Annotated in this window: 14 protein-coding genes; 11 read left to right on the forward strand and 3 right to left on the reverse strand. The window is 75.0% G+C overall.

From position 1 onward, the window contains the following. Window positions 1-127 precede the first annotated feature (127 nt). The 6 genes from ABD944_RS33545 to ABD944_RS33570 all read left to right on the forward strand — a co-directional run bounded on the left by ABD944_RS33545 (window position 128) and on the right by ABD944_RS33570 (window position 7,808). Window positions 128-3,214: an AfsR/SARP family transcriptional regulator gene (locus ABD944_RS33545; RefSeq protein ID WP_345183642.1), complete on the forward strand. Its 3,087-nt coding sequence runs from the start codon at window positions 128-130 to the stop codon at window positions 3,212-3,214. Window positions 3,215-3,283: 69 nt separating this feature from the next. Further along, on the forward strand, window positions 3,284-4,822 hold the full coding sequence (locus tag ABD944_RS33550; RefSeq protein ID WP_345183644.1) for an MFS transporter: 1,539 nt from the start codon (window positions 3,284-3,286) through the stop codon (window positions 4,820-4,822). A 102-nt stretch (window positions 4,823-4,924) separates the two neighbouring features. Further along, window positions 4,925-5,863 carry an SPFH domain-containing protein gene (locus tag ABD944_RS33555; RefSeq protein ID WP_378188329.1) on the forward strand — a complete coding sequence of 313 codons (939 nt, stop codon included), beginning with the start codon at window positions 4,925-4,927 and terminating at the stop codon, window positions 5,861-5,863. Window positions 5,864-5,875: 12 nt separating this feature from the next. Then, window positions 5,876-6,118, forward strand: a complete 243-nt coding sequence (locus ABD944_RS33560; protein WP_345183646.1) for a type II toxin-antitoxin system antitoxin — start codon at window positions 5,876-5,878, stop codon at window positions 6,116-6,118. A gap of 94 nt (window positions 6,119-6,212) precedes the next feature. Then, complete coding sequence (locus ABD944_RS33565; protein WP_345183648.1) at window positions 6,213-6,902, forward strand: lysophospholipid acyltransferase family protein; 690 nt, start codon at window positions 6,213-6,215, stop codon at window positions 6,900-6,902. A gap of 63 nt (window positions 6,903-6,965) precedes the next feature. Beyond that, window positions 6,966-7,808, forward strand: coding sequence for an ATP-binding protein (locus tag ABD944_RS33570; RefSeq protein ID WP_345183650.1), 843 nt, complete (start codon window positions 6,966-6,968; stop codon window positions 7,806-7,808). A 4-nt stretch (window positions 7,809-7,812) separates the two neighbouring features. Here the strand turns inward: ABD944_RS33570 and ABD944_RS33575 are convergent, their stop codons facing one another. Beyond that, on the reverse strand, window positions 7,813-9,243 hold the full coding sequence (locus tag ABD944_RS33575) for an MFS transporter (protein WP_345183652.1): 1,431 nt from the start codon (window positions 9,241-9,243) through the stop codon (window positions 7,813-7,815). A gap of 107 nt (window positions 9,244-9,350) precedes the next feature. On the opposite strand from ABD944_RS33575, the gene ABD944_RS33580 reads away from it, so the two are divergent. Together ABD944_RS33580 and ABD944_RS33585 are read left to right on the forward strand one after the other, a co-directional pair. After that, window positions 9,351-9,965: a TetR/AcrR family transcriptional regulator gene (locus ABD944_RS33580; RefSeq protein ID WP_345183654.1), complete on the forward strand. Its 615-nt coding sequence runs from the start codon at window positions 9,351-9,353 to the stop codon at window positions 9,963-9,965. A gap of 69 nt (window positions 9,966-10,034) precedes the next feature. Next, window positions 10,035-11,279: an alpha/beta hydrolase family protein gene (locus tag ABD944_RS33585; RefSeq protein ID WP_345183656.1), complete on the forward strand. Its 1,245-nt coding sequence runs from the start codon at window positions 10,035-10,037 to the stop codon at window positions 11,277-11,279. Here the strand turns inward: ABD944_RS33585 and ABD944_RS33590 are convergent. Further along, on the reverse strand, window positions 11,269-12,330 hold the full coding sequence (locus tag ABD944_RS33590; protein WP_345183658.1) for a mechanosensitive ion channel family protein: 1,062 nt from the start codon (window positions 12,328-12,330) through the stop codon (window positions 11,269-11,271). The genes ABD944_RS33585 and ABD944_RS33590 overlap by 11 nt on opposite strands. A gap of 169 nt (window positions 12,331-12,499) precedes the next feature. On the opposite strand from ABD944_RS33590, the gene ABD944_RS33595 reads away from it, so the two are divergent. Next, the gene (locus ABD944_RS33595) at window positions 12,500-14,137 is read left to right on the forward strand and encodes a CocE/NonD family hydrolase (protein WP_345183660.1); all 1,638 of its coding nucleotides are present in this window, start codon (window positions 12,500-12,502) and stop codon (window positions 14,135-14,137) included. 17 nt (window positions 14,138-14,154) lie between these two features. Here ABD944_RS33595 and ABD944_RS33600 read toward each other — a convergent pair whose 3' ends face one another. After that, window positions 14,155-14,610 carry a peroxiredoxin gene (locus ABD944_RS33600; protein WP_345183662.1) on the reverse strand — a complete coding sequence of 152 codons (456 nt, stop codon included), beginning with the start codon at window positions 14,608-14,610 and terminating at the stop codon, window positions 14,155-14,157. 224 nt (window positions 14,611-14,834) lie between these two features. On the opposite strand from ABD944_RS33600, the gene ABD944_RS33605 reads away from it, so the two are divergent. Then, window positions 14,835-16,088 carry a glycosyltransferase gene (locus tag ABD944_RS33605; RefSeq protein ID WP_345183664.1) on the forward strand — a complete coding sequence of 418 codons (1,254 nt, stop codon included), beginning with the start codon at window positions 14,835-14,837 and terminating at the stop codon, window positions 16,086-16,088. 99 nt (window positions 16,089-16,187) lie between these two features. After that, window positions 16,188-18,904 (forward strand): ATP-binding protein (locus tag ABD944_RS33610; RefSeq protein WP_345183666.1); only part of this gene is annotated, 2,717 nt, incomplete at its 3' end.

The following is an 18,904-nucleotide window of genomic DNA, read 5'->3' on the forward strand; positions in this document are numbered from 1 at the left end:
CGAAGCCCGTCTCCGCCTTGGCCAGCCGATGGTCGAGGTCGTCACTGAGGGGAATCGTGTCGGCGCTTGGTCATGGCGGGTGCCTCCGGAGGTCCGTGGGACCCCCGTAATGCGGAAGAATCGGGGGATGCAGTTCGGCGTTCTGGGGCCCGTCGAGGTCCGAGCGGACGGGGCGGTCGTCCCGGTGGGCGGGCCGTTGGTGCGGGCGCTGCTGGCGATGCTCCTCCTGGACGCGGGGCGGCTCGTCCCGGTCGAGCGGCTCATCGACGGGCTGTACGGGGAGGAGCCGCCGAGCGGGGCCGCCAACGCGCTGCAGTCGCAGGTGTCGCGGCTGCGGAGGGGGCTGGGCGATCCGGCGCTGGTCGAGGGGACGCCCGCCGGGTACCGGATCGCCGTGCGGCGGGAGGACGTCGACGTCCACCGGTTCCAGCGGCTCGTGGCGGACGCCAGGGCCGCGGGGCGGCACGAGGCGGCCGGGCTGCTCAGGGAGGCGCTCGGGCTGTGGCGCGGCCCCGCGCTGGCGGGCGTGGGCGCGCCTTTCGCGGCGGGCCAGGCGGCGCGGCTGGAGGAGGAGCGGGCCTGCGCCGTCGAGGAGTACGGCGAGGCGCTGCTCGCGGAGGACCCCGGGGCGGCGGTCGCGGCGCTGCGGGACTTGGTGGACGCGCAGCCGCTGCGGGAGCGGGCGCGGGCGCTGCTCATGCGGGCGCTGCACCGGAGCGGGCGGCAGGCCGAGGCGCTCGCGGTGTTCGAGGACGGGCGCGAGGTCCTGGCCGAGGAGCTCGGCGCCGACCCGTCGCGGGAGCTGGCGGACGTCCACCTGGCGATCCTGCGCGGGGAGGCCCCGGCGGCCGTCCGGGCGAACCTGCCGGCGCAGCTCACGAGCTTCATCGGGCGGGAGGAGGAGCTGCGCCGCGTCGGGAGGATGCTCGCGGACGGGCGGCTCGTCACGCTGCTCGGGCCGGGCGGGGCCGGCAAGACGCGGCTGGCGATCGAGGCGGCGGCGCGGGACGGCGGCGAGGTCTGCTTCGTCGACCTGGCGCCCGTCGTCTCCGGCGACGTCGGCAAGGCGCTGCTCGGAGCACTCGGGCTGCGCGAGGCCGGGATGCGTCCGGCACCCGGCGAGCAGCCGCCGGACGCGGTGGAGCGGCTGGTCACGGCGCTGGAGGGGCGGCGGGTCCTGCTCGTCCTGGACAACTGCGAGCACGTGGTCGCGGCCGTCGCGGAGCTGGCGCACCGGCTGCTGAGCGCCTGCCCCGAGCTGCGGGTGCTGGCGACCAGCCGGGAGGCCCTCGCGATCACCGGTGAGGCGTTGCGGCCGTTGCCACCGCTGGAGCTGCCGCCCCCGGGCGCGGCGCTCGCCGAGCTGCCCCGGTATCCGGCGGTGCGGCTGTTCCTCGACCGGGCGGCGGCGGTGCGCCCCGGGTTCGCGGTGGACGAGGGCAACGCGGCGGCCGTCCTGCGGATCTGCCGGGCGCTGGACGGGCTGCCGCTGGCGATCGAGCTGGCGGCGGCGCGCCTGAGGTCGCTGCCGGTGGCGGAGGTCGCGACGCGGCTGGACGACCGGTTCCGGCTGCTGTCGCGCGGCAACCGGACGGCGCCGCCGCGCCACCAGACGCTCCGGGCGGTCGTGGAGTGGAGCTGGGACCTGCTGGACGAGGCGGAGCAGACCCTCGCGCGGCGGCTGACGGTGTTCGCCGGGGGCCTGACGCTGGAGGCGGCGATGGGCGTGTGCGGCCTGGACGACGCCGACGAGCTGCTGGTGGAGCTGGCCGACAAGTCGCTGGTGCAGAGCGACGGGTCCCGGTACCGGATGCTCGACACCGTCCGGGCGTTCTGCGCCGAGCGGCTCGCCGCGGCCGGGGAGGCGGAACGGTTCGAACGGGCCCACGCGGAGTACTTCGCCGAGCTCGCCGGGCGCGCGGAGCCGCACCTGCGGGGCGCCGAGCAGCTGGAGTGGCTCGAACTGCTCGCCGCCGACCACGGGAACCTGCACGCGGCGCTGCGGCGGACCGTCCGGTCCGACCCGGCGACGGCGCTGCGGATGATCGCGCCGCTGTCGTGGTACTGGTGGCTGCGGGGGCGCGTCGAGGGCGCCGCGCTGGCGTCGGACCTGCTGGACGTGGTCGGCACCGACCCGCCGGAGGGGCTCGACGAGGAGTACGTTCTGTGCGTCACGAACGCGGTGTCGGGCGGTGTCACGGGCGAGCGCGCGGTGGCGTGGCTCGACCGGGCCGCCGAGCTCCTGCGCGCCATCGACCGTCCCGTCCGGTACCCGGCGGTCATCGTGCTGTGGGCGCTGACGGCGGGCCCCGAGCGCACCGACATCGAGGTCTTCCAGCGGCAGGTCGGGGACGACCCGTGGACGCGGGCGCTGGTGCGGATGAGCGACGGCTTCCTCGCCCAGTTCGGCGGCGACCTGGCCGAGATGGAGAAGGCGTGCGAGGAGGCGGTGCGCGGTTTCCGGGCGTGCGGGGACCGCTGGGGCACGGCCAACTCGCTCGACCCGCTCGCGCAGCTCGCCTCCCTGCGCGGCGACCGGGAGCGCGCCCGCGCGCTGCTGGACGAGGCGCTGGACCTGGTCGGCCAGCTCGGCGCCCTGGAGGACACCGCCGACCTGCTCTACCAGCGCGCCGTCGTCCACATCCGCGCCGGCGACCTCGACGCGGCGCGGGCGGACTACGAGGGCGGCGCCGAGCTGGCGCGCCGGGCCGGCACCCCCGACAAGGTCGCCGGGGGCTGCCTGGGGCTCGGCACGGTCGCGCGGCTGCGCGGGGACGCGGCCGGGGCGCGGGCCCTGTACGAGGCGGCGCTGACCGGCTACGGCTCCGAGCGGTTCATCGCCGCCGCCGTGCGGGGCGCGGCGCTGGTCGGGCTGGGGTGGCTCGCGGCGGACGAGGGCGACACCGGACGGGCCCGGGCGCTGCTGCGCGAGGCGGTGGACATGTCGTTCGACCACCCGATCTTCGGCTACCAGGCGGACGCGGCGACCGCGCTGGCGGGTCTGGCCGCGCGGGAGGGCGACGGGGAGCGCGCGGCGCTGCTGCTCGGCGCGGGCCGGGCGCTGCGGGGCGTCGCGGTGTCCGGCGACCCCGACACCGAGCGCGTCCTCGGCCGGGTCCGCGGCCTGCTGGACGACGACGCCCGCGAGGCGGCCTTCGCGCGGGCCGCGGCCCTCCCCCGCGACCGGGCCTTCGCCCTGCTCGGCGGCGGCTGACCGGGCCCCGGCCCACGCCGTCAGCGGACGGTGCGCGGACGGTCAGCGCGCCGCGCGAACCTCCGGGGCATGAACTCCTCCGCCCGCAAATGGGGCACCTTCGCGACCTGCCTGCTCGTCGCGCTCGTGCCGAACATCGACCTGACCGCGCTGAACCAGGCCGTCCCGCACCTGTCCGCCGACCTGAACCCCTCCGCCACGCAGATCCTGTGGATCGCCGACGCCTACGGGTTCGCGCTGGCCGGCCTGCTGATCACCATGGGCGGCGTCGGCGACCGCATCGGCCACAAGAGGCTGCTGCTGATCGGAACCGCGGTGTTCGCCGCCACATCCGCCCTCACCGCCTACGCCCCGAACGCCGAACTGCTCATCGCGGCCCGGGCGCTGCTCGGGGTCGCGGGGGCGACGCTGATGCCGTCCTGCCTGTCGCTGCTGCGGCGCGCGTTCACCGAGCCGAAGGAGCGGACGATGGCGGTCGGCGCGTTCAGCGGCGTCGCCGGCCTCGCGGTCGGGCTCGGGCCCGTCGTCGGCGGCGCCCTGCTCGACCACTTCTGGTGGGGCTCCATCTTCATGATCAACGTGCCGCTGATGGCGGTGGCGTGCGTCGCGGGCGCGCTGGTGCTGCCCGAGTCGCGCACCTCGGCCCCGGGCCGCCTCGACCTGATCAGCGTGCCGCTGTCGGTCGCCGGCGTCCTCGGCGTCGTCTACGCGGTCAAGGAGGCCGCAGCGCACGGCGTGGACGAGCCCGCGGTCTACGTCTCGGCGCTGGCCGGCCTGCTCGCGCTGGCGGCGTTCCTCGTCCGGCAGGGACGGGTGGCCGAGCCGCTCATCGACATCCGGCTGTTCCGAAACGCCGCGTTCTCCGGGTCGGTCGGCACCAACATGTTCGCGATGTTCACCCTGGTCGCCCAGTCGCTGATCTTCTCGCTGTTCTTCCAGCTCGCGCTCGGCTGGTCGCCGCTGCGGGCGGGCCTGGCGGGCCTGCCCGGCGCCGCGGGCGCCATGATCGGCGGCGCCGCGCTCGCCCCGCCGCTCATCAACGCGCTCGGCCGCGCCCGCGCCGTGGCGGCGGGCATGGCGCTGTCGGCCGGCGGCTTCGCCCTCTACATGGCGATCGGCCTGCACACGTCCTACTGGACGATGGTCCCGGCGATGCTGCTGTCGGGCATCGGGATGGGGCTGGCGATGACGGTCACCGCCGACACCGTCCTCGCGTCGGTGCCGAAGGACCGCTCCGGCGCCGCGTCCGCGATCTCCGAGACGGCCACCGAGCTCGGCGGCGCGCTCGGCATGGCCGTCCTCGGCAGCGTGCTGAACGCGGTGTACCGGAACGTCCTGGACCTGCCCGCCGGCGTCCCGGCCCCGGCCGCGTCCGCCGCCCGCGACTCCCTCGGCGGCGCGCTCCAGGCCGCCGCGAACCTGCCCGGCGCGCTCGGCGCCCAGGTCGCCGCCGCCGCCCGCGGCGCCTTCGTGGACGGCATGCACGCCGCCCTCACCTGCAGCGCCGGCCTCGCCGTCCTGGTCGCCGTCTTCGCCCTGGTCACCCTCCGCAACGTCCCCGCCCTCATCCCCGACACCGAGGAGCCGGAGCTCGTCTCCGCCCGCTGACCGCGGTGAGCCCGCCCGGAACCCGGGCGGGATCACGGCGTTCTCAGGGGGATCGACGTAGTCTGTCCCGAATAAATGTGATATCACTTTGATATGTCAGTGATGGCACGGGAGAAGGGGGACGGGATGGTGGACGCGGCGGCGAAGGTGGACATGCCACGGCCGAAGATCACGGAGCGGGCGGCGGCGGACCGGGGTGGGTGGGGGATGCTCGGGGTCGCGGTGGCGCTGATCCTGGCGGGGACCGCGGCGGCGCTCGGCGGGGTCGCGGCGGGCGGGAGCGCGGCGGTCGCGGCGGGCGTGGTCGCCGGGTCGCTGCTGGCGCTGGCCGGGCTGGTCGTCGCGGCGGGGCTGACGCCCGTGGCGCCCGGGGAGGCGCGGGTGCTTCAGCTTCTCGGTAGGTACAAGGGGACCGTCCGCGACGACGGCCTCCGGTGGGTGAACCCGCTGACGGAGCGGCGCAAGGTCTCCACGCGGATCCGCAACCACGAGACCGGGCGGGCGAAGGTCAACGACCTGGACGGGAACCCGATCGAGATCTCGGCCGTGGTGGTGTGGCAGGTGGCCGACACCGCGCGGGCCGTGTTCGAGGTGGACGACTTCGTGGAGTTCGTGGCGTTCCAGACCGAGGCGGCCGTCCGGCACATCGCGGGCAGCTTCCCCTACGACGCCCACGACCGGACGTCGCTGCGCGACAACGCCGACGAGATCACGGGGCAGCTGTCGGACGAGCTGGCGCAGCGGGTGGCGTCCGCCGGCGTGAAGATCATCGAGTCGCGGATCACCGGGCTGGCGTACGCGCCGGAGATCGCGCAGGCGATGCTGCGCCGCCAGCAGGCGGGCGCGGTGGTGGCGGCGCGGCAGCGGATCGTGGAGGGCGCGGTCGGCATGGTGCAGCTCGCCCTCGACCGGCTGGACGAGGAGAACGTGGTCGACCTGGACGAGGAGCGCAAGGCGGCGATGGTCAGCAACCTGCTCGTGGTGCTGTGCGCCGACCGCGACGCCCAGCCGGTGCTCAACACCGGCTCGCTCTACCAGTGAGCGCCGCGACCAGTGGCGGAGCGCAAGAAGATCCTGCTGCGGCTCGACCCGGCCGTGCACGACGCGCTGGCGCGGTGGGCCGCCGACGAGCTGCGCAGCACCAACGCGCAGATCGAGTTCCTGCTGCGCAAGGCGCTCGCGGACGCGGGGCGGATGCCCGGGACCGCGGGGCGGATGCGCGGCCCCGGGCGGCCGCGCAAGGCGCGGGACAACGAGGACGAGGGCGGTCCACCAGGGAACGGGGGCGAGGGCTAGCGGGGCAAGTGGTGATCCCTACAAGATCCGCAGTGCCGAACTTGTATCGGGCGCCAGCGGCGACCGGGGGGCGCGCCCCATAGCCTGCTCGGACATGGACCCCGAACGCCTGATCTATCCCCTCATGAAGCACGTGGTCATGGGACCCGCGATGCGCCTGGCCTTCCTGCCGAGGGTGAGCGGCCTGCGGCACGTCCCGCGGATCGGGCCGGTGATCCTCGCGGCGAACCACCTGGGGTTCCTGGACTCGTTCGTGCTGCCGCTGATGGTGCCGCGCCGGGTCCACTTCCTCGGCAAGCATGAGTACTTCACCGGGGCGGGCCTGAAGGGCCGCGCCACGGCGACGTTCTTCCGCAGCGTCGGCGCGATCGCGGTGGACCGGTCCGGAGGGCGGGCCGCGTTCGACGCGCTCGACACCTCGGCGGCGGTGCTGGAGGGCGGCGGGGTGTTCGCCATCCACCCCGAGGGGACGCGGTCGCCGGACGGGCGGCTCTACCGCGGCCGGACGGGGGTGGCGCGGCTGGCGATGCGGACCGGGGCGCCGGTCGTCCCGGTGGCGATCGAGGGCACCGACAAGGTGCAGCCCCGGGGGCAGGCCGTCCCGCGGCCGGGCCGGATCGGGCTGCGCATCGGCGCGCCGATGGACTTCCGGGGACGGGACGCGGGCGTGCCGCGCGGCCGGGCGGCCCGGCAGATCACCGACGAGATCATGGAGGCCATCCGGGGGCTGTCGGGCCAGGAGTACGTGGACGACTACGCGCCGAGGCCCGCCGAGCCGCGCTGACCGTCCGCCCCATGTTTCAGCGTGACCGATTGGGCACCATTCATGGGGACGGATGGAGATGATGTGGAAATCACCATGGACCTCGTGCTTCCGCGCGACGTGGCGAGCGTTCCGGCGACGCGCAAGCTCCTGGACGCGGCACTGGCCGCGCTCGGTGTCGAGGGCCACATCCGCGACGACATCGAGATGATGCTGACCGAGGCGTGCACCAACGTGATCAAGCACGCCGAGCACGGGGCGGACTACACCGTGCGGGCGATGATCCAGGACCGGCGCTGCGTGATCAAGGTGATCGACTCGGGGACGGGCTTCGACGCGGCGCGCGTGCCGGCCCCCGATCCGGCCGCGGAGCAGGGGCGCGGTCTGATGATCATGAGGGCGCTGGCCGACGACGTCCGGTTCGCCTCGTTCCCCGAGGACGGGGCGCTGGTCGCGCTGGAGAAGCGCCTGTCCTACAGCGAGGACAGCCTCGGCGGGCTCCTCACCGCCGACAGCGAGACCCCGGACGGTTTCCGGCCCGGTTCCGGCGAGCTCGCGGCCCGGCTGTTCGAGATGGCCCGGGTCGGCGACACCCAGGGGATCCTCTCGTACGTGAACGACGGGGTGCCGGTGAACCTGTCCGACCACAGGGGCGAGACCCTGCTGATGCACGCGGCCTGCCACGGGCACGTGGAGACCGTCCGGGCGCTCACGCTGCGGGGCGCCGACCCGGACCGCGCCGACGACCGCGGCCACCGCCCGCTGACCGGCGCGGTGTTCAAGCGGGAGACCGAGGTCGTGCGGGTCCTGCTGGAGGCGGGGGCCGATCCGCGGGCGGGGTCGCCGTCGGCCGCCGACACGGCGCGGCTGGTCGGCGACACCGAGCTCCTCTCGTGGTTCGAGGAGACCGCTCCCCCGCCCGCGTGAGCGCTCAGCGCCGGACGCGCAGCACGAGCAGCGCCACCAGAAGCGCCGCGGCGGCGAACCCCGCGCCGGTCGCGAACGCCGCGTCCATGCCGTCGACGGCGGCCGCGGGGCCGTGGCCGGACGCGGCGGACCCGTAGGCCGTCACCATGACGGCCGAGCCCAGCGACCCGCCCGACCACAGCATGGCCTGGGCGACCCCGGCCGCCGCGCCCGACTGCTCCGGCTCGACGCTGCCGAGGATCGTCGCGTTCAGCGGCAGCATCGACAGTCCGCCGCCCGCGCCCATCAGGAGGAAGGGCACCAGCACCGCGCCGGCGTAGCCGTCCCCCGGAGAGAGCCGGGTCAGCCACAGCAGCCCGACGGTGAGGAGGGCGGTGCCGGCGACGACCAGGGGGCGGGCGCCGGCGCGCGCCAGCAGGCGCGGCGCGGTCCGCACGACGGCGAACTGCATCCCCACCATGGGCAGGAAGGCGGCCCCGGCGCGCAGCGGCCCGTAGCCGAGCACCTGCTGCAGGTACTGGGTGAGGAAGAAGAACGAGCCGAACATCGCGGCCGCCAGGCACAGCTGGGTCAGGTAGGACGCGGCCCGGTCGCGCCCGGTCAGCAGCCACAGCGGCATGAGCGGGCGGCGGGCGCGGGCCTCGACGGCCACGAAGGCGGCGAGCAGCGCGACCGCCGCGCCGAACGCCGCGAGCGCCCGGCCGTCGGCCCAGCCGTCCGACCCGGCCCGGATCAGCGCGTAGACGAGGGCGGTCATGCCCGTCGTGGAGGCGAGGGCGCCGACGACGTCGAACCGGCCGGGCCGGCGCGGCGTCTCGGTGAGGACGCGCGGCGCGGCCAGCGCCAGGACCAGGCCGACCGGGACGTTGACGAAGAACACCCAGCGCCACGACCCGGCCTCGGTCAGCACCCCGCCGGCGATCATGCCGACGGCGGCGCCCGCGCCGGTCACGGCGGAGAACACGCTCAGCGCGCGGACCCGGGCGGCGCCCTCGAAGTTGGTGGCGATGAGCGCCATGGCGCTCGGCGCGGCGACGGCGGCGGCGACGCCCTGGGCGGCGCGGGCGGCCAGCAGCCACCAGCCCGCGTCCGCGAACCCGCCGGCCAGCGACGCGGCGGTGAACAGCACGATCCCGGCGGTGAAGGCGCGGCGGCGCCCGAACACGTCCCCGGCGCGCCCGCCGAGCAGGAGCAGGCCGCCGAATGCGAGCATGTAGGAGTTCTGGATCCAGGCGAGCCCCCCGGTGGTCAGGCCGAGGCCCTCACGGACGTCCGGGAGCGCGATGGTGACGACGGAGGTGTCGAGGCCGATCATGAGCTGGCAGCCGACGATGACGGCGAGGACGGTTCCTGCACGATGATGGAGGGGCGGCGCGGCCGCGCCGGGAGGTGTCGACTCCCGGGTCGCGGCCGTCCGCCCGCTGGCTGCGGTCAAGGCGAACCTTCCCAGAAATAAGGAACGGCGAAGTACACTATGTGGGGAACGTACCACCGACGCACGCAAAAGAGAACGCTAGCGTTCACTATTTTCGGGATCGTGCCGTGACCCGTGCCGACTCCGGCGCCCCCGCCGACCCGGGGCCCGCGGCCACCCGCCGCCGCGGCGGCGACCTGGAGGCCGCGATCTTCGACGCCGTGTTCGCCCAGCTGGAGGCCGTCGGCTACCGCGGGCTGACCATGGAGGGCGTCGCCAACGGCGCCCGCACCGGCAAGGCCGCCCTCTACCGGCGCTGGCGGTCCAAGAACGAGCTGATCACCGACGCGCTCAAGCACGTCCTGCCCGAGCCGCCGACCGCGCCGCGGACCGGGTCGCTGCGCGAGGACATGCTGCGGATCCTGGGCTGCCTGCGCGACACGCTGATCGCCTGCCGCGGGGCGGCGTTCCGGATGCTGAAGGAGGAGAGCGAGGAGGGCGTCGGCCTCATCCACGACGTCGTGCGCGACCGGCTCTCCAAACCCGTCCGCGACCTGCTCTACGAGGCGCTGCGCGAGGCCGCCGCGCGCGGGGAGATCCGGCCCGAGGCCGCCACCCGGCGGATCGCGAACGTGGGCCCGGCGGTGATGGTGTACGACAACCTCACCGAGGGCGGCCCGATCACCGACGACGACCTGGCGTCGATCGTCGACGAGGTCCTCATGCCGATCGTGCGCCCCTGACGAAGGTCGGGGTGCGCGGCGGCCGTTCGACCATGATCGGAAGCGGCCCGCGGCCGGGAGGCTGGGGCGATGCGATCATCATCCGCCACCCCCCGCCTGCTCGCGGCCGCGGCCGTCCTGCCCCTCGCCCTGTCCGCGTGCGGCACCTCCGCCCACGCGGCGAAGACCGCCGCCGCGGCGCCCGCCACGTTCGGCCTGCCCCGCCCGACGGGCCCGCACCAGGCCGTCGGGACGACCGAACTGCACCTCGTGGACGCCGGGCGCGCCGACCCGTGGGTGCCAGGCCGGACACGCGAACTCATGGTCAGCGTCTGGTATCCGGCCGTCAAGGCCTCCGGGCCGAAGGCGCCGTACCTGCGTCCCGGGGTCGCCAAGGCGCTCTCGGAGGTCGACGCGCTCGGCGTGTTCAAAGCCGGGACGGTCGACTGGGCGGGCGCCCGGACCCACGCCGCCGAGGGCGCCCCCGCGGACGCGCGGCGCCCGAGGCCCGTCGTCCTGTACTCCCCCGGTTTCGGCGTCCCGCGCGCGCTCGGCACCACGATCGCCGAGGAGCTGGCCAGCCGCGGGTACGTGGTGGTGACCGTGGACCACACCTACGAGACGGCCCCCGTGGAGTTCCCCGGCGGGCGCGTCGAGCTCCAGCACATGCCCTCGCAGGGGCCGCAGCGGCTGAAGACCGGCCTGGACGCGCGCGTGAAGGACACTCACCTCGTCCTCGACCGGCTCGCCGCGCTGCGGGCCGGCCGCAACCCCGACGCCGAGGGGCGGGCCCTGCCCAGCGGCCTCGGACGGTCGCTCGACCTGTCCCGGGTCGGCATGGTCGGGCACTCCGCGGGCGGGATCGAGGCCGCCGAGGCCATGCGCACCGACCGGCGGGTGGACGCGGGCATCGACATGGACGGCACCATGCAGTACGCGGAGAACGACTTCGTACGGGTCGCCGAGACCGGGCTCGACCGCCCGTTCATGCTGATGGGGGCCGCCACTGGCGGCTCCCCGCAGACGCACCTGACGACCCCGTCCTGGACGTCGTTCTGGAACCGCTCGACGGGGTGGAAGCGCGACCTGAACGTTCCCGCCGCGAGCCACTACTCCTACACCGACGTCCAGGCGATCCTCCCGGCGCTGGACGGGGAGCTCGACATCCCCGCCCGGGACCGCGCCGACCTCGTCGGGACGGTCGACCCCGAACGGATGACGGCGTCGGTGCGGGCCTACGTCACCGCGTTCTTCGACCGGGCGCTGCTCGGACGGCACCGCCCGGTCCTCGACCGCCCGTCGCCCCGCCACCCCGACGTGCGGTTCATCCGCTGACCAGGCCGTGCACGCCCTCGCCGTCGGGCAGGATGAGCTGGCGGCGGGGGTAGGGCATCTCGATGCCCTCCTTGGCGAAGCGGCGGTGCAGCCGCTTGACGAACTCGTGCTTCAGGCGGAACTGGTCGCCGAACTCGTCGGTCCGCAGGATCACGGTGAAGCCGATCGAGGAGTCGCCGAAGGTGTGGAAGCGCACCAGCGTCTCGCTGTCCTTCACCCCGCCCTGCACCTCGTTCATGACCTCCTGGCCGACCTCGACGACCACGCTCTCGACGCGCTCCAGGTCGCTCTCGTAGGCCACGCGCGCCTGGATCAGCAGCGACATGTCCTCGGCGGGGCGGTGGTAGTTGGTGAGGATCGTGTCGGAGAACCGCTGGTTCGGGATGACCTCGATGTTGTCCGACAGCGTCCGGATGGAGGTGTTGCGCCAGTTGATGTCGACGACGTACCCCTCCTGGCCGCTGCTCAGCTTGATGTAGTCGCCGGGCTCGATCGTCTTGGACGCCAGGACGTGCACGCCCGCGAAGAGGTTGGCCAGCGTGTCCTGGAGGGCGAGGGCGACCGCGAGACCGCCGACGCCGAGGGCGCCGAGCAGCGGCGAGATCGAGATCCCGAGGCTCTGCAGCATCACCAGGACGCCGACGCCGATCACGAGGACCCGGGTGATGTTCGCGAAGATCGTCACATTGCCGGCGACGCCCTGCCGGACCATCGCGATCGAGGTGACCGATCCCGCGATCAGGCGGGCCATGGCCAGCGAGACGATGAGGATGGCGGCGGCCGTGAGCGCCTTGGCGATCACGGCGAGCGTGCCGTCCGGCAGGTGCAGCGCCCGGGCCGCGCCCCACAGGCCGAGCAGCACCGAGACGGGCACCGCCAGGTCCTTGATCAGGCGGGCGGCCAGGTCGTCCCACGCCCAGCGCGTGTCGCCCGCCCGCCGGAACAGCCGGCCGGTGAGCAGCCGCAGGACCACCGCGATCCCGACCGCGGCCACCAGCACGGCGACGGCTCCCACCACCCGATGCCAGCTCAGATCGCCAAGGTCAGCCATGACGCTGAAGATTCCTCCTCTGTCCGGGAAGGCACGGCGCCGCCCGTTGAAATATCCCTTTTGCGTGTTACGAGCCCTGATCGTAGTGAAGACCGGAGGCACTGCGAGGCACATCACGGCACATCTGGCTCCGGGGCCCGGGGACCTGCCGGTTACGATCGATCGAGTGGTGAGCGTGGGAATGATGCGCCGGCTCGGGGTCACGGCGCTGGGATTGCGGAACGGCCCCCACCGGGTGACGGTCGAGCGCGACCTGGAGGTTCCGGCCGCCGACGGCGTGACGCTGCTGGCCGACCGGTACTCGCCCGCCGGCGTCGAGAAGGCGCCGACGGTGCTGGTCCGCTCGCCCTACGGGCGGCGCGGGCCGTTCGGCCTCATGTGCGGGCAGGGCTTCGCCTCGCACGGGTTCCAGGCCGTGGTGCAGAGCGTGCGCGGCGGCTTCGGGTCCGGCGGCGTCTTCGAGGCGCTGGACGAGCGGGAGGACGGCCTCGCCACCATCGAGTGGCTGACCTCGCAGCCGTGGTTCGGCGGCACGTTCGCCATGCACGGCCCGAGCTACCTCGGCTACGTCCAGTGGGCCGTCGCCGCCGAGGCCGGGCCCGAGCTGAAGGCGCTGTCGATGCAGGTCACGGCGTCCACCTTCCGGGACGCCGTCAACGTCGGCGGCACCTTCGCCCTGGAGTCGGCGCTCATCTGGGTCGACCTGACCGCGCGGATGAAGAACTCCCTGTCGGGCATCACGACCGGCATCATGTCGCCGCGCCGCGCCCGCCGCGCCACCCTGTCGGGACGCCCGCTGGCCGAACTCGACCGGCTCGCGACCGGCGAGCAGCAGCGCTTCTTCCAGGACCTGCTCGTCAACGGCCCCGACACGCCGTTCTGGGACAAGCGCGACTTCAGCACCACCGTGTCACAGGTCACCGCGCCGGTGAACATGACGGGCGGGTGGTACGACATCTTCCTGCCCTGGCAGATGAAGGACTACGCGGCGCTGCGCGCCGCCGGCCGGCGCCCCTACCTGACGATCGGGCCCTGGTTCCACGCCGACCAGCGCATGATGCGCGGCTCGGTCGCCGACGCGATCGCGTGGTTCCGCGCCCACCTGCTGGACGACCCGTCCGGCCTGCGCTCGCAGCCCGTCCGGATCTTCGTCACCGGCGCGGAGGAGTGGCGCGAGTTCCCCGACTGGCCCGTCCCCGGCATGTGCGAGGAGCGCTGGCACCTGCACCCGGCGGGCGCCCTGTCCCCCGACGAGCCGCCGGACTCCGATCCCGACCGCTACCGCTACGACCCGAACCACCCGACGCCGTTCCTCGGCGGCCCGACCCTGCTCGGCGAGACGCACCCCTCCACCGACCAGAAGCGCCTGGAGCGCCGCCGGGACGTGCTGACCTTCACCTCGGGCGTCCTGGACGAGGACATGGAGGTCATCGGCCCGGTCACCGCCGATCTGCACGTCCGCTCGAACCGCGAGCACACCGACTTCGTCGTGCGGCTCTGCGACGTCACCCCCGAGGGCGAGTCCCTCAACCTGTGCGAGGGCATGCGCCGCCTCGTCCCCGGCGCCCCCGAGCCCGGGCCCGACGGGGTCCGCCGCGTCGCCGTCGAGCTCTGGCCGGTCGGCCACCGCTTCCGCCGCGGGCACCGCGTCCGCGTGCAGGTGGCCAGCGGCGCCTACCCCCGCGTCGCCCGCAACCCCGGCACCGGCGCCCCGATCGGCACCGCCACCGAGATGCTCACCGCCGACCAGGAGATCTTCCACGCCCCCGGGCACCCGTCCTCGATCACCCTGCCGATCGTCCGCTGACCGGCGGGGCGGCGGGGTCAGCCGCGGCGGGCCCGGAGGGCCTCCAGGGCCCTGTCGGCGTGGACGTTCATGCGGACCTCGCTCTTGACGACCGCGAGGACGCGGCGGTCGGTGTCGATGACGAAGGTCTGGCGCCTGGTCGGCATGAGGGCCACCGAGCGCTTGACGCCGAAGCGCGCCCGGACCTCGCCGGACGGGTCGGACAGCAGCGGGTAGCCGAGCGAGTGCTTGTCGGCGAACTCCTTCTGCTTGCCGACCGGGTCCGCGCTGACGCCCACCGGGCGGGCTCCCGCCTCCGCGAGCTCGGCGACCACGTCGCGGAAGTGGCAGGCCTCGGCGGTGCAGCCGGGGGTCATGGCCGCCGGATAGAAGAACAGGACCACCGGGCCCTCGGCCAGCAGGCCGGTCAGGGTGCGCGGTTCGCCCGTCTCGTCCGGGAGTTCGAAGTCGTCGACGACGTCACCGGGTCTCATGGGTCGAACCTAGCCGAGGCCAGGACCGGGGCCCCGCGCGGTGCGTCATCCGTATCCGTCGCAGAAGTTTCGCCGCAGGTGAGCGCCGTGCGGCCGGCCCCGGGGGCAGGTATTCCGATTCGTCAGGTTTGACGGGGAGGGGGGAGGGATAGGAAACTGACCGAGCAGGTGTCTACGACGCAGATACCTCCGAGCTTCCCCTGTGTAGTCCCGGAGGATCCGTCATGCATCGCCCGCTTCACATCGCTCTGGTGTCCGCCTCCGACCTTGACGGCGAGCACCTGCAGTCAGTCCACGTCCGGGATCTCGCCCGCTCCCTCACCCGACCGCTGGTCGCCGACGGTGAGCCGAACCAGGTGACGGTCTACACGCGCCGCCAGGACCGCTCCGCCCGCAGCCGGGTCCGGCTCGCGCCGGGCGCCGCCGTGGTGAACCTGGACGCCGGGCCCGCCCGTCCGCTGTCGGACGACGAGCTGCTCCAGCACCTGCGCGACTTCGCCGACGGCCTGCGCCGCCGCTGGTCCGGATCGGCGCGCCCCGACATCGTGCACGCGCACGGCTGGATCGGCGGCCTGGCCGCCTGCGCCGTCGCCCGCGAGCTCGGCATCCCCTTCGTGCAGAGCTACCACGGCGTGGCCGCCGTCGAGCGGCAGGCCGGACGCCAGGTCCACCCGCACCGCGACCGCCTGGAGAAGGCCATCGGGCGCGACGCCGACCTGGTGCTGGCCGGGCACGCCGAGGAGGCCACCGCGGTCGTGCGGACGGGCGTCCCGCGGCCCTCGGTCGCGGTCGTCCCCTACGGCGTGGACTCCGAGCACTTCTCCCAGGTCGGCCCGGCGATGCCGCACGGCGACCGGGCCCGCCTGGTGATCGTCAGCGAGGACCTCGGCACCGACGTCGAGACCGCGCTGCGCGCCCTGGTGCACGTCCCCGACGCCGAGCTGGCCGTCGCCGGCGGCCCGGAGCGCGAGGAGCTGGAGCACGACTCGGCCGTCCACCGGCTGCGGCTGCTGGCCAAGGAGCTGCACGTCGCCGACCGGGTCATCTTCCTCGGGCGGCTGCCCCGCAAGTCCCTGCCGAAGCTGCTGCGGACCGCCAGCCTCGCGCTCTGCCTGGCCCCGCACCAGCCGTCCCCGACGGCGCCGCTGGAGGCCATGGCCTGCGGCGTCCCCGTGGTGGCGACCCCGGTCGGCGGCAACGCCGACGAGGTCCTGGACCACATCACCGGCATCCACGTCCCGGCGGGGCGGCCGGTCGTGATCGGGCGGGCGATCCGGCAGCTGCTGTCGGAGGACACCACGCTGCACGGCTACTCGATCGCCGCCGGCGACCGCGCCCGCTCCCGCTACTCCCTGGAGCGGATCGGCGCCGAGACGCTGCGCGCGTACCTGAAGGTGCTGCCCGTCCCCGAGCCCGAGCCGGCCGCGGAGGACGAGGCCGAGCAGGAGACCGGCAAGGCCCCCGCCCTCGTCGGCTGACGCGCACCCGGCCCGCGGGCCCCGGACCGTCCCGGTCCGGGGCCCGCTCACGTCCCCCCGGATGGGATACTCGACCGGGATGACCGGAAAGGACTGTTCGTGCTGATCGGCAGGGCGGCGGAGCTGGCGGAGCTGACCGCCGCACTGGACCGCGCCGCCGCGGGCGGCGCGGGCGTCGTGCTGGTCAGCGGGGACGCGGGGGTCGGCAAGACGCACCTGGTGTCCGCGCTCACCGCCGCCGCCGTCGACCGCGGCTGCGCCGTCCTCGTGGGGCAGTGCGCCGAGCTCGGCGAGAGCATGCCCTACCTGCCGCTCACCGACGCCCTGTGGGCCGCCGCGCACGCCGGGACGCCGGAGGCGGACGAGGTCCGCGCCGCGCTCGACGCCCGGCCCGCGCTCGCGCGCCTGCTGCCCGACGGCGAGGGCGGTCCCGCCGCGGGGTCCGAGCTCGGCCAGCAGCAGCTGTTCGGCGCCGTGCTCGGCCTGCTCGGGGAACTGGGCGACGAGCGGCCCGTCCTGCTCGTCCTGGAGGACCTGCACTGGGCCGACCGGTCGACGCGGCACCTGCTGACGTTCCTGAGCCGCGTCCTGCAGCGCGAGCGGGTCTGCCTCGTCGGGACGTACCGGTCCGACGACCTGCACCGGCGGCACCCGCTGCGGCCCGTGGTCGCCGAGCTGCTGCGGCTGCCGAACGTGACGGGCGTCGAGGTCCGCCCGTTCGGGCGCGGCGAGACCGCCCAGTACCTCGCCGAGCTGGCGCGCGGGTCCGCCCCGGTCACGGCGCGGACCGTCGAGCGGGTGCACCGCCGGTCGGAGGGCAACCCCTTCTACGCCGCCGAGCTGTACTCCTCCGGCCTGGACGTCGGGGACGACGGGGCGGCCGGGCTGCCGTCCGCGCTCGCCGACCTGCTGCTGTCGCGGATCGAGCGGCTGTCGGACGCGGGCCAGCGGGTGGTGCGGGTCGCGGCCGTGGCGGGGCGCCGCGTCGACGACGAGCTGGTGCGCGTCGTGGCGGGGCTGGACGAGGCGACGGTCGGCGAGGCGCTGCGCGAGGTGGTGTCGCACCAGCTGCTCGTCCCGTCCGGCGCCGGGTACACGTTCCGGCACGCGCTGCTGCGCGAGGCCGTCTACGCCGACCTGCTGCCCGGCGAGCGGACCCGGCTGCACGCCGACTTCGCCCGGCTCCTGTCGGGCCTCCCGGCCGGCACGCGCGGGTCGGCCGCCGAGCTGGCGCACCACAGCCTCGCCGCGCACGACCTGCCCGCCGCGTTCGCCGCGTCCGTCCGGGCGGGCCGGGAAGCCGACCGCCTCGCCGCGCCCGCCGAGGCCTACGAGCACTACGACCGGGCGCTGGAGCTGTGGGACGCCGTCCCCGATCCGGAGGCCGCCGCCGGAACGGACCGGATGCGCCTGTCGCTGGCGGCCGCCCAGGCGTCCGCGCGGGCCGGCGAGCTGCGCCGGGCGGTGCACCGCCTGCGCCGGGTGCTGGCCGCGGCCGACCCCGCCGACGTGCGGCTCGGCTGCCTGCTGCGCGAGCACCTGGCCGGCTACCTCGGCGACATCGACGAGGACGCCGAGTCGCAGACGGTGGCGCGGGAGGCGGTCGCGATGCTGCCCGCCGACCCGCCGACCGTCGAGCGCGCCGACGCGCTCGCCACCTACGCGCGGACGCTGATGTACCGGGACGCGGCCGGGGAGATGCCCGGGTACGCCGAGCGCGCGATCGAGACGGCGCGCGAGGCGGGCGCCACCGGCGCCGAGGCCAGCCTGCTGGTCACGCTCGGCCTGTACCGCGAGTCGCGGGAGGCCGACACGGGTGTGGCGGAGGTGTTCGCCCGCGCCCACGAGCTGGCCGCGGCGGCCGGCGACAGCTCCATGATCGCGATGCGGGCGGCGTTCCACCACGCCCGGACGAAGTTCGACCGCGGCGACCTCGCGGGCGCGGTGCGCGCCGCCGACGCGGGCGTGAAGTACGCCGTCGACAACGGGATCGTGTGGAGCACGTTCGGCACCGTGCTGCGCTCCCTGCGCTACCTCGTCCACTACACGTCGGGGAACTGGGCGGAGGCGGGCCGGCTGGCCGACCAGTTCGCCGTGCAGGTCGTCCGCACGCCCGAGGCGCAGGTGTCGGCGTACGCCCTGTTCCTGGAGGTCGCGCAGGGCGCCCCGACGGTCGAGGAGCGGCTGCGCTGGATCGCTCCACTGTGGGGGCAGGACGCGTTCGTCAACTACCTCGCCCGCGGGCTCGCCGCCGAGCACGCGCTGTGGCGCGGCGACCCGGACACGGCCGCCGAGCACATCGGCGACGTCGTCGACACCGTCTACGTCCAGACGGTCGGCGCCATCCGCATCGCGGCGACCGGGCTGTGGGCGGAGGCCGAGCGGGCGGCCCGCGCCCGCGCCGCCGGCGACGACGAGGCGCTGCGGGCGGCGCGGGAGACCGGCGACATGCTCCTGCGGATCGCGCGCAGCGTCGTCGCGGTCAACGTCGACGGGCAGCCGCGCGGCTGGCTCGGCTGGGAGGGGCAGGGCTGGCTGGCCCGCGCGGAGGCCGAGCGCCGCCGCCTGGACGGCGTCCACGACGTGGAGCTGTGGCGCAGGGCGGCCGAGCTGTTCACCTACGGCGACGCCGACGGCGGGTTCGTCTACGAGGTGGCGCGGTCGCGGTGGCGGCTGGCGGAGGCGCTGGCCGAGAACGGCGAGCGGGACGAGGCCGCCGTGCAGTGGCGGGCGACCGTGCGGGCCGCCGCGCACGTCCCCCCGGCCTGCCTAGCGACCCCGCCGGTCAGTCGCCGGCGGCGATGCAGAAGGGGTGG

It is taken from the genome of Actinomadura verrucosospora (assembly GCF_039540335.1).
In the GTDB taxonomy this organism is placed as follows: domain Bacteria; phylum Actinomycetota; class Actinomycetes; order Streptosporangiales; family Streptosporangiaceae; genus Spirillospora; species Spirillospora verrucosospora.

Coding starts and splice junctions, on each gene's coding strand:
- ABD944_RS33545 (WP_345183642.1), top strand. CDS start 128: ATGCAGTTCGGCGTTCTGGGGCCCGTCGAGGTCCGAGCGGACGGGGCG.
- ABD944_RS33550 (WP_345183644.1), top strand. CDS start 3,284: ATGAACTCCTCCGCCCGCAAATGGGGCACCTTCGCGACCTGCCTGCTC.
- ABD944_RS33555 (WP_378188329.1), top strand. CDS start 4,925: ATGGCACGGGAGAAGGGGGACGGGATGGTGGACGCGGCGGCGAAGGTG.
- ABD944_RS33565 (WP_345183648.1), top strand. CDS start 6,213: ATGGACCCCGAACGCCTGATCTATCCCCTCATGAAGCACGTGGTCATG.
- ABD944_RS33585 (WP_345183656.1), top strand. CDS start 10,035: ATGCGATCATCATCCGCCACCCCCCGCCTGCTCGCGGCCGCGGCCGTC.
- ABD944_RS33590 (WP_345183658.1), bottom strand. CDS start 12,330: ATGGCTGACCTTGGCGATCTGAGCTGGCATCGGGTGGTGGGAGCCGTC.
- ABD944_RS33600 (WP_345183662.1), bottom strand. CDS start 14,610: ATGAGACCCGGTGACGTCGTCGACGACTTCGAACTCCCGGACGAGACG.
- ABD944_RS33605 (WP_345183664.1), top strand. CDS start 14,835: ATGCATCGCCCGCTTCACATCGCTCTGGTGTCCGCCTCCGACCTTGAC.